Below are 9,611 nucleotides of genomic sequence, written 5' to 3'. Positions count from 1 at the left end.
CCACTTGGGCCAGGGCCGCTCGCGCGCCGCCGACGACGTCGTCTCACGCATCGTCCGCGTCACGCCTTCTGGGTGTCCTTGCGGTACAGCCAGGCGGCCGTGCCGGTGAACAGCAGCAGGTAGCAGATCAGCACGACCACGTCCCGGGCGTGCGGCGCGTTGCCGAACTCGATGGACTGGCCGAGCGAGGCGTACGGCCGCCCCGGCAGGTAGTCCGCGAGGGTGCGCAGCCAGTGCGGGAAGGTGGTGATCGGCACCCACAGGCCGCCGAGCATCGCCAGCACGAAGTAGAAGAGCATCGAGATCGGGCGGGCGACATCGGCGGTGGCCACGTAGCCGATGGCGACGCCGAGCGCCGCGAAGACCATGCTGCCCGCCCACGTCGCGGCGAGGATCGCCACCCACTGCCAGGCGTCGAGCCGGACGTCCTTCACCGTCGCGCCGAGGATCAGCACGATCAGGATCGACGGCAGGCTGACCGTCGCCGCCGAGGCGATCTTCGCGGTCACATAGCCGCGGCCGGGCAGCGCCGTCAGCCGCAGCTGCCGCACCCAGCCCTTCTCGCGCTCCCGGGCGATCCGTTCGGCGTTGCCCATCAGCACCGCCGTCATCGCGCCGAACGCCGACATCGCGACCATGTAGTACGCGACCAGCGTCAGGTCCAGGCCGTCGATCTTCTTCGTCTTGTCGGCGCCCGCGGTGATGATCAGGAAGAGCAGGCCCGGGTAGAGCACCGAGAAGAACATGAACTTGCGGTTCCGCAGGGTGCGGACGATCTCCAGTCTGACCAGGGTCTTCATCGGTTCTCCGCCTCCTCGGCGGACGCTGCGTCGGTGATGGCGAGGAAGGCCTGCTCCAGGCCGAGGCCGGAGACCTCCAGATTGCGCGGGTAGAGCCCGGCGGCGTACACGGAGTGCATCGTGGCGTCCGCGTCGTCGGAGCGGATGCGGACGGTCGGGCCCGTCACGTCCAGGCCCACCACGCTCGGCAGCGCGCGCAGCGCCGGCTCGTCCACGGTGCCGTCCAGGTCGAAGGTGATCCGGCGGGCGCCGGCCCGCGCCTTGATCTCGGCGGCGGTGCCGTCGGCGATCAGCCGGCCGCGGTGCAGCACCAGGACGCGGTCGGCGATCGCGTCCGCCTCCTCCAGGTAGTGCGTGGCGAACAGGACGGTCCTGCCCTCGTCCACCTGGCCGCGCATCGTCGCCCAGAACGCCTGCCGGGCGCTCACGTCCATGCCGACGGTGGGTTCGTCCAGCACGATCAGGTCGTTCGCGCCGGCCGTCGCGAGCGCGAAGCGGACGCGCTGTTCCTGGCCGCCGGAGAGCTTGTTGACCTTGCGGTCGGCGATGTCCGCGATGTCGGCGCCCTTGAGGACGTCCTCGACGCGGTACGCCTTCGGGTGCAGGTCGCACGCCAGGCTCACCAGCTCCTTGACGGTGACCTCCTCCATCAGGCCGCCGCTCTGCAGCATCGCGCCGACCCGGCCGGCCGCGATCGCCTGCGCCGGTGTCGTGCCGAACAGCCGCACCGTGCCGGTGTCCGCGTTGCGCAGGCCCAGCATCAGGTCGAGCGCGGTCGACTTGCCCGCGCCGTTCGGGCCCAGCAGCGCCACGGTCTCGCCCGGGTGCAGTGTCAGGCTCAGGTCCGCCACGGCCCGTACGGCGCCGAAGCTCTTGTTCACGTCCGTGAAGGCCACCACGGCCCCGGCCCTGTCCACGGCTCCGGGGCCGTCCCCCGTCATCACTTCAGTTGCGCTCATGCCCCCACCTTCCCGGACCCCGCCCGGGTCCCGTCAGTGGCTGCCGTCGTGTCTTGCAGATGACAGATGTCATACGCGACCCGCGCGTCACGTAAGGGGGTGCCCCTGAAAAGACCTCGCTCGCCGTCAGGCGAAAGGGCACCCCTTTTCCGGCGGGCGGGGCCCGGGGCCACGGGGTACGGTCGAGGCGGACCTACGGAAGGGAAGACGGAGATGAGCCGCACCGAGTTGTCGGGGCCCGTAGCGACAGCGGTGAAAGCCGCGAACGACGGCGACGTCGAGTCGTATCTGGCGGCGTTCACCCCGGAGGGCGCCGTGGACGACTGGGGCCGGGTGTTCCGCGGCCGGGACGCGATCCGGGAATGGAGCGACGCCGAATTCATCGGGAAGCAGGTCTCGCTGGAGGTGACGGCGGTCAGGACCGAGGGTCCGACGACCGTCGTCAGCGCCCAGGTGGGCGGCAACGGCTTCAACGGCCCGTCGGACTTCGCCTTCACCGTCGAGGGCGACGGCATCACCCTGATGCGGATCACCGGCTGACACCCGAGGTGTCTAACCTGTCCGCATGACCGTGAGAACCGTCCGCGTCCTGCTCGCCGACGACCAGTCGATGGTGCGGGAGGCACTGGCGACCCTGCTGGGCCTCGAGGACGACATCGAGGTGGTGGCGCAGGTCGCCCGCGGCGACGAGGTGCTGGCAGCGGCCCGGGAGCACACACCGGACGTGGCGCTGCTGGACATCGAGATGCCGGGCCTGACCGGCATCGAGGCGGCCGCCCGCCTGCGCGCGGAACTCCCGGAGGTCAAGATCGTGATTGTCACGACCTTCGGCCGCCCCGGCTATCTGCGCCGCGCGATGGAGTCGGGCGCCGAGGCGTTCCTGGTCAAGGACGCGCCCGCGTCCCAACTGGCGGAGGCGGTCCGCCAGGTGCTGCGCGGCGAGCGGGTGATCGACCCGGGCCTGGCCGCGGCCGCCCTCGCGGACGGCGCGGACCCGTTGACCGGCCGGGAGCGCGAGGTGCTGCGGGCCGCCGCCGACGGCTCGGTCAACGCCGAGATCGCCCGCCGCCTGCTGCTGTCCGAGGGCACCGTCCGCAATTACCTGTCGACCGCCATCCAGAAGACCGGCGCGCGCAATCGCGCCGAGGCGGTCCGTATCGCCCGCGAGAAGGGCTGGTTGTGACGAGGATCCGACGGAACGTCAATTGAGCTGTGCGCGGGCCGCGTTCGCCTTGCGGCGGATCTTCTCCGCCGTCTCCGGGTCGAACCCCCCGATGAGATCGGCGTATTCGTCGAGCGCTGCGGCGCCCGCGGTGAAGTCGCCGAGGCGGACGAGGAGTTGGGCGCGCTCGTAGCGCAGCCGCGCGGGGTGCCGGGGGAGCAGCAGGGCGAGGTCGATGGACCACAGCTCGACCGCGGACTGCTCCAGCCGGGGCGAGGCCCAGGCCCGGATGTTGTTCAGCACCCGGTGGACGGTGTCGAGCGGGTCCGCCGGGGTGAGCATGGTGGGCGACAGCGCCTCGCCGGTGGCGCCGGCGACCAGGAGTTCGGCGTCGGGCCCCGACAGCACCCGCCCTCGGTCGAACGGGTCGACCAGCACGTACCCGCCCGCGGGATCGCCGAAGCCGACGACGTAGTGGCCGGGCAGCGCCACCCCGTAGACCGGCGCCCCGGCCCGCCGTGCGACCTCCGTCCAGACCACCGACAGCAGGATCGGCAGCCCGCGGCGGCGCCGCAGCACCTGTTGCAGCAGCGAGGACGCCAGCTTCTGGTAGTCGCCGGGCGCGCCGTGGAAGCCGAGCCCGGCGCCGAGCAGCCGGTGCGTGGCGTTCGCCCACTCCAGCGGGGTCGCCAGGCCGTACGGCAGCAGCCCGGCGAGCCGGTCCAGTTCGATGTGGGCGGCGTCGATCGCGGCGCCGTCCAGCGCCGGGTCGGCCTCCGCACCGATGAGCAGGCAGAGTTCGGCGAGGTCGGGCCGCTCCTCGCGGGCCGCCGCCGCGAACCGTTCCCGTACGTCGCCGCTCATACCGGTGGTCGACGGTAGTGGTAGCCGTGGTGGTCGGTGAACCCCAGTCCGTCGTAGAGGGCGCGGGCCGCGGCATTGTCGGCCTCGACCTGGAGGTAGGCGACGGTGGCGCCCTCGTCGGCGGCGCGCTGTGCCAGCGCGCCCATCACCGCGGTGGCCAGGCCCTTCCTGCGGTGCTCCGGTGCCACCTCGATCGCGCCGAACAGCGCCCACGGCCCCTCGACGACCGACCGCCCGATCGCGCCGGGCGCCGTCGCGAACCACACGGAAGGACCACCCGAGACCACCTTCAGTGCCGCGTCCGCCAGTTCCCCGGTGCGGTGGTAGGCGGCCAGCCAGGCCGCGTCAGGGGTACGCGACAGCGTCACGGCGTCCGCGCCGGGCAGCCGGGTGAGCGGCGCCAGCGGCGCGGTCCGCACCACGGTGTCCGCCTCCCGCACCCAGCCGCGGTCCGCCAGCGCGGCCGCGTACGGCGACCCGTCGGGCACCTGGAGATACGGCGTCGTACCGCGCTCGCCGTACCAGCCGGTGACGTACGCCAGCGCCTCGTCCAGCGGCCGCCCCGGATCACCGTCCACCAGCGCCGAATTGGCCCGCCTCGTAAACCTGCCGGCCGCACGCAGCGTCCAGCCGCCGAGCGGCTCGGTCTCGGTGGCGGGCCAGGCGCGCGAGGCGACGGCCTCCAGCTCCTCGGGGGACGCGGACGTCACCCGCACCATTCTCCGTGACGGCGGCGCGGGCGGCACCACCTTCCCGGCGACCAGCGCGGCCTCATCAATTAGTACCGTTTCCCCGCTCTTCCGCGTGACGGACACCACTCCGGCATCCCACGATACGAGAACACCGACCGTATCGGTGAACGTAGGATGCCCGTCGGTGATCTCCAGCAGTTGGCGCACGGAAACACGTTTTCCCACGTCAGCCGGGGTAATCCGGACCACGAGCCGCGCTCCGGAAGAGAAATCGGCTGCCATGCGTGCCCCTCCTGTTCGGTTCGTGCTCAGGAACGGAGATACTAGGTGCGGGCATCGACGACGCCGCGCTCCCGCGCGAGATGAGCCCTATCGAGGAGGAACGACAGCGTGACCTACGTCATCGCGCAGCCTTGTGTCGACCTGAAGGACAAGGCGTGCATCGAAGAGTGCCCGGTCGACTGTATCTACGAGGGCTCCCGGTCCTTGTACATCCACCCGGACGAATGCGTCGACTGCGGCGCCTGTGAGCCGGTGTGCCCGGTCGAGGCGATCTTCTACGAGGACGACACCCCGGAGGAGTGGAAGGACTACTACAAGGCGAACGTGGAGTTCTTCGACGAACTGGGCTCTCCCGGCGGCGCGTCCAAGCTCGGCCTCATCGAGCGCGACCACCCCTTCATCGCGGCGCTGCCCCCGCAGAACCAGGACCACTGAGCAGGACCACTGAGGCCGCACGTCCGCCCGGCCCCGTACGGCGCCCAGAGCGACGCCGTACGGGGCCGTGGCGTACGTCCACGACCGCCAGAAGCGAGAGTGAGCACGTGAGCATCTCCGCCCGCCTTCCCGTTTTCCCGTGGGACCGCCTGGAGCCGTACAAGGCGACGGCCGTCGCGCACAGCGGCGGCGCGGTCGACCTGTCGGTGGGCACACCGGTGGACCCGGTGCCTGAGGTGATCCGGCAGGCGCTGACCGCCGCGGCCGACAGCCCCGGCTATCCGCTGACGTACGGCACGGCCGTGCTGCGCGAGGCCGCCGCCGGATACCTGCGGCAGTGGCACGGCGTGACCGGCGCCGATCCGGCGCACGTCCTGCCGCTGATCGGCTCCAAGGAACTGGTCGGCTGGCTGCCGACGCTGCTCGGCCTGACGGCGGGCGACCGGGTCGCGTATCCGCGGCTCGCCTACCCGACGTACGAGATCGGCGCGCTGGTGGCCCGCGCGGAGCCGGTCACGTACGAGGACCCGGTGGCCGAACTGGACCCGGCCGGGCTGAAGCTGCTGTGGCTGAACAGCCCGTCGAATCCGACCGGCCGGGTGCTGTCCGCCGCCGAACTGCGGCGGATCGTGGCCTGGGCGCGCGAGCACGGTGTGCTGGTGGCCTCCGACGAGTGCTACATCGAGCTGGGCTGGGAGGGCGCCGAGCCGGTCTCGGTGCTGCACCCGGAGGTGTGCGGGGACAGCCACGAGGGCCTGATCGCCGTGCACTCGCTGTCCAAGCGCTCCAACTTCGCGGGCTACCGCGGCGCCTTCCTGGCCGGTGACCCGGCGGTGGTCGCCGATCTGCTGGCGGTGCGCAAGCACACCGGCATGATCGTGCCCGCGCCCGTGCAGGCCGCGATGATCGCCGCGCTCGGTGACCGGGCGCACGCGGTGGAGCAGAAGGAGCGCTACGCGCGCCGCCGTTCCGCCCTGCGGACGGCCTTCGAGGGCGCGGGTTTCCGGATCGAGCACAGCGAGGCCAGCCTGTATCTGTGGGCGACCCGGGGCGAGAACTGCTGGGACACCGTCGGTGACCTGGCCAAGCGCGGCATCCTGGTCGCGCCGGGCGAGTTCTACGGGCCCGGCGGCGAGCAGTTCGTGCGGATCGCCTTCACGGCGGTCGACGAGCGGGTGGCGGCGGCCGTGGCCCGCCTGGACGACGCGGCCTGACCCGTACGGGGCACGCCTTTTCGGCGCGCGAAAGGGGGGCCCGGGAGCGTGACGCTCCCGGGCCCCCCTTTCGCACGCGCCCGACGCGGCTCAGACCAGCGGGAGGCCCTTGAGCGGCAGCATGTCGGTGGTGGGCAGCGCGTTGGTCGGCAGCTCACCGGTGTTGGGCAGCGCGCTGACCGGCAGGGTGTCGGTGCCCGGCGCGGCGGCGGTCGCGGACTCGGCGGTCTGGCCGACGATCCGGCCGGCGGAGTCGGCGGCGTCGCCCGCGGCCTTCTGCGCGGCCGGCGCGGCGGTCTTGCTCGCGGTGCCGACGACCCGGCCGGTGGCCGGCAGCGCGGTCTTCAGCGCCTGGGTGCCCACCTGACCGGTGATCCCGGTCGCCTGCTGGGCGGCGCCGTCCACCGTGTTGCCGACGCTCGCGCCGTCCAGATTGCCGATGTTCGCGCCGTCCAGGTTGGTCAGCCCGCCCAGGTCGGTCGGCGACGGGGTGGCGGCCTGCGCGGCGCCCGCACCGATCAGGGGCGCGGCGGCGGCGCCGATCAGCAGGGCGGCCTGGGCGAACCGGCGGGTCAGGGGGAGGGACATGGTGCTCCTTCGACGGCTTACGGGGTGGCCGCTCACGGCGGCGGGACGTCTCACGTCCGCCGGGCGGACGTGGTGACTACCGCTCGACGCGGCCGAAGGTTGCGGCCGTCCAAGGTAAAGAGTGGGTAATGCGTCGCATTATCGGAGTCCGGCAGATCGGAGATAACGGACAGCTCATATGACTTTGACGAAACGTCACTTCCCTTATGCGGCACGGGAATTGACATACCGTCGAGTGGTTTTTCCGGGCAATCCGCGCGGGCGTGTTTGACCGCGCGAAGAAGCACCTGCGGGTGAATCCGCGCACTATTGCGCGACGGTGATCCGTACGAATCCGTCCGGCGCGGCGCCCGAACCGCCCTTCGCGCTGTCCGGCCGCTGCTTCTGCCAGCCCTTGCCGGACTGCGCCGCCGCCCACTTCCGGCCGCCGAAGGTCACCTGCTCGACCTTCAGATCGTGCGCGTGCGCCACCGCCCACTGCGCCAGCTCCCAGCCGCGCCGGGCCCCGTCGCCCTCCGCCGCGCCGCCCGCCGGGGCCGCCGGCACCGCGACCGTCCGCGGCTCGACGGCCGCCCGCGGCTTGACCTGGCTGCCGAATTCGCGCGTCAGCCGGTCCGTCACCCGCTCCGTACGCCCCAGCCTGCCGCCCGCGCTGTACGGGGTGTCGGCGCCGGTCGTGCAGCTCAGCGCCGCCGCCTTGCGGCCGGTCAGCGCCGCCGACAGCAGCGTCGCGTCCGTCTCGTGCTTGGCGTACGCCTGCGGGAAGCCGCTCTTCTGCACCCGCTGCGCGGCCACGGTCAGCGGCAGCCGCGAATAGCCCTCGATCTTGACCAGGCCGTCGAAGAAGGCGTTGGACGCGTACACCGGGTCCAGGATCTGCTGCGCGGTGCCCCAGCCCTGGGACGGGCGCTGCTGGAACAGGCCCAGCGAATCCCGGTCGCCGTGGTCCAGATTGTCAAGACGCGACTCCTGGAGCGCGGTCGCCAGGGCTATCGTCAGCGCCCGCTCCGGCAGCCCGCGCGAGGTCGCCACCGCCGCGACCGTCGCCGCGTTGGCCGCCTGCGACGGGCTCAGGTCCAGCGTGTCGCCGTCCGCCGTCACCGTGCAGCCCGCGGCCGCCGGGCCCTTGTCCTGCGCGTGGTACAGGCCGTAGCCGGCCAGGCCGAGCAGCACCACGGCCGCCGTGAGGAACGTACGGCCGCGGCGCTTGCGCTTGGCGGGCTTCGTCGACGTGGTCGACCTACCGGACTTGCCGGACTTCTGGGACATGGATCTCGCGGATTTCACAGGCTTCGTGGGGGACGGCCGGGCACGGGCGAAGCGTACCGAAGGAGTCTGAGCCCGCGAGCCCGCGCGGACCCCGATGCGGCGCGCACCGCGCGCCGGCGCCGACCGCGATGCGGCGCGGCCCGCGAGCCCGCGCCGACCGCCTACGCTGGGCGCATGTCTTCCCGCACGCTCGACCTCGGCCAGGACGCCGCCCGCCTCACCGCCCAGCTCGTGGACGTACCGTCCGTCAGCCGGGACGAGAAAGCGCTGGCCGATCTGGTGGAGGAGGCGCTGCGCGGGCTGCCGCACCTGCGGGTGGACCGGGACGGCGACGCGATCGTGGCCCGCACCGAGCTGGGCCGCGGCGAACGCGTCCTGCTCGCCGGGCACATCGACACCGTGCCGATCGCCGACAATCTGCCGTCCCGGCTGGACGACGAAGGACTGCTGTGGGGCTGCGGCACCTCCGACATGAAGGCGGGCGTCGCCGTCCAGCTGCGGCTCGCCGCGACCCTCACCGAGCCCAACCGCGACCTCACCTACGTCTTCTACGACGCCGAGGAGATCGCCGCCGAGTTCAACGGCCTCGGCCGACTCGTCGCGCGGCACCCGGACTGGCTCGCGGCCGACTTCGCCGTCCTGATGGAGCCGACCGACGGCAAGGTCGAGGGCGGCTGCCAGGGCACCCTGCGCTTCCGGGTCGAGACCACCGGGCGCCGCGCCCACTCCGCCCGCAGCTGGCTCGGCGAGAACGCCATCCACAAGGCGGCGCCGATCCTGGACCGGCTGGCGTCGTACGAGCCCCGGCGGGTCGTCATCGACGGCCTGGAATACCGCGAGGGCCTGAACGCGGTGATGATCGAGGGCGGCCACGCGGGCAATGTGATCCCCGACGCCTGCGCGGTGATCGTCAACTTCCGCTTCGCGCCCGACCGCACCGAGGCCGACGCGCTGCTGCACGCCGAGGAGGTCTTCGCCGGCTTCCCCGTGGTGCTCACCGACAGCGCCCCCGGCGCGCTGCCCGGCCTCGCGCACCCGGCCGCCGCCGCCTTCGTCCGTGCCATCGGCACGGAACCTGCGCCCAAGGACGCCTGGACCGATGTCGCCCGCTTCTCCGCGCTCGGCGTCCCCGCCGTGAACTACGGCCCCGGCGACCCCAGGCTCGCGCACGCCCGCGAGGAGCACGTCGCGGTCGCCGCCGTCCTGGAGGCCGAGGAGCGGCTGCGCGCCTGGCTCACCGCCTGAGGCCGCGACGGCCCCATTGCCTGAAGCCCCCGGCGTCCTGACGGCCCCACCGCCCGCCGTGTGTCCCGCGCGTCACTCCCGGCCGGAGCAACCGAACAGGG

Annotated in this window: 11 protein-coding genes; 5 read left to right on the top strand and 6 right to left on the bottom strand. The window is 72.6% G+C overall.

Annotated elements, in window-relative coordinates; all coding sequences use genetic code 11:
* Window positions 1-59: 59 nt before the first annotated feature.
* Entirely contained in the window at window positions 60-800 is a 741-nt protein-coding gene (locus BM076_RS31390) for an ABC transporter permease (RefSeq protein WP_093717135.1), read from the bottom strand.
* On the bottom strand, window positions 797-1,759 hold the full coding sequence (locus BM076_RS31385; protein ID WP_093717134.1) for an ABC transporter ATP-binding protein: 963 nt from the start codon (window positions 1,757-1,759) through the stop codon (window positions 797-799). Before BM076_RS31385 ends, BM076_RS31390 begins: the two co-directional genes overlap by 4 nt.
* Before the next feature lie 213 nt (window positions 1,760-1,972).
* Between BM076_RS31385 and BM076_RS31380 the strand changes: the two genes are divergently transcribed.
* Complete coding sequence (locus BM076_RS31380) at window positions 1,973-2,299, top strand: nuclear transport factor 2 family protein (RefSeq protein ID WP_093717133.1); 327 nt, start codon at window positions 1,973-1,975, stop codon at window positions 2,297-2,299.
* A 25-nt stretch (window positions 2,300-2,324) separates the two neighbouring features.
* Window positions 2,325-2,942, top strand: a complete 618-nt coding sequence (locus BM076_RS31375) for a response regulator transcription factor (protein ID WP_093717132.1) — start codon at window positions 2,325-2,327, stop codon at window positions 2,940-2,942.
* Window positions 2,943-2,960: 18 nt separating this feature from the next.
* Here BM076_RS31375 and BM076_RS31370 read toward each other — a convergent pair whose 3' ends face one another.
* Together BM076_RS31370 and BM076_RS31365 are read right to left on the bottom strand one after the other, a co-directional pair.
* Window positions 2,961-3,785: a transglutaminase family protein gene (locus BM076_RS31370; RefSeq protein WP_093717131.1), complete on the bottom strand. Its 825-nt coding sequence runs from the start codon at window positions 3,783-3,785 to the stop codon at window positions 2,961-2,963.
* Entirely contained in the window at window positions 3,782-4,759 is a 978-nt protein-coding gene (locus BM076_RS31365; protein WP_093717130.1) for a GNAT family N-acetyltransferase, read from the bottom strand. Before BM076_RS31365 ends, BM076_RS31370 begins: the two co-directional genes overlap by 4 nt.
* A 108-nt stretch (window positions 4,760-4,867) precedes the next feature.
* Between BM076_RS31365 and fdxA the strand changes: the two genes are divergently transcribed.
* Window positions 4,868-5,194, top strand: a complete 327-nt coding sequence (fdxA, locus tag BM076_RS31360; RefSeq protein ID WP_093717129.1) for a ferredoxin — start codon at window positions 4,868-4,870, stop codon at window positions 5,192-5,194.
* Between the two features lie 107 nt (window positions 5,195-5,301).
* Window positions 5,302-6,408 (top strand): succinyldiaminopimelate transaminase, encoded by a 1,107-nt coding sequence (gene dapC, locus BM076_RS31355; protein WP_093717128.1) that lies wholly within the window; start codon window positions 5,302-5,304, stop codon window positions 6,406-6,408.
* Window positions 6,409-6,498: 90 nt separating this feature from the next.
* On the opposite strand, the gene BM076_RS31350 is transcribed toward dapC, so the two are convergent.
* On the bottom strand, window positions 6,499-6,996 hold the full coding sequence (locus BM076_RS31350; RefSeq protein WP_093717127.1) for a hypothetical protein: 498 nt from the start codon (window positions 6,994-6,996) through the stop codon (window positions 6,499-6,501).
* 306 nt (window positions 6,997-7,302) lie between these two features.
* Complete coding sequence (locus tag BM076_RS31345) at window positions 7,303-8,265, bottom strand: heavy metal transporter (protein WP_093717126.1); 963 nt, start codon at window positions 8,263-8,265, stop codon at window positions 7,303-7,305.
* A 174-nt stretch (window positions 8,266-8,439) separates the two neighbouring features.
* On the opposite strand from BM076_RS31345, the gene dapE reads away from it, so the two are divergent.
* Window positions 8,440-9,510, top strand: coding sequence for a succinyl-diaminopimelate desuccinylase (dapE, locus tag BM076_RS31340; RefSeq protein WP_093717125.1), 1,071 nt, complete (start codon window positions 8,440-8,442; stop codon window positions 9,508-9,510).
* The last annotated feature ends 101 nt before the right edge of the window (window positions 9,511-9,611 follow it).

The organism is Actinacidiphila alni (assembly GCF_900112845.1).
GTDB classification, from domain to species: domain Bacteria; phylum Actinomycetota; class Actinomycetes; order Streptomycetales; family Streptomycetaceae; genus Actinacidiphila; species Actinacidiphila alni.
Note: the sequence above shows the minus strand (reverse complement) of the source record. Positions and strands in the feature narration are given on the sequence as shown.

Coding starts and splice junctions, on each gene's coding strand:
- BM076_RS31380 (WP_093717133.1), top strand. CDS start 1,973: ATGAGCCGCACCGAGTTGTCGGGGCCCGTAGCGACAGCGGTGAAAGCC.
- BM076_RS31390 (WP_093717135.1), bottom strand. CDS start 800: ATGAAGACCCTGGTCAGACTGGAGATCGTCCGCACCCTGCGGAACCGC.
- dapE (WP_093717125.1), top strand. CDS start 8,440: ATGTCTTCCCGCACGCTCGACCTCGGCCAGGACGCCGCCCGCCTCACC.
- BM076_RS31345 (WP_093717126.1), bottom strand. CDS start 8,265: ATGTCCCAGAAGTCCGGCAAGTCCGGTAGGTCGACCACGTCGACGAAG.
- BM076_RS31370 (WP_093717131.1), bottom strand. CDS start 3,785: ATGAGCGGCGACGTACGGGAACGGTTCGCGGCGGCGGCCCGCGAGGAG.
- BM076_RS31350 (WP_093717127.1), bottom strand. CDS start 6,996: ATGTCCCTCCCCCTGACCCGCCGGTTCGCCCAGGCCGCCCTGCTGATC.
- BM076_RS31385 (WP_093717134.1), bottom strand. CDS start 1,759: ATGAGCGCAACTGAAGTGATGACGGGGGACGGCCCCGGAGCCGTGGAC.
- BM076_RS31365 (WP_093717130.1), bottom strand. CDS start 4,759: ATGGCAGCCGATTTCTCTTCCGGAGCGCGGCTCGTGGTCCGGATTACC.
- BM076_RS31375 (WP_093717132.1), top strand. CDS start 2,325: ATGACCGTGAGAACCGTCCGCGTCCTGCTCGCCGACGACCAGTCGATG.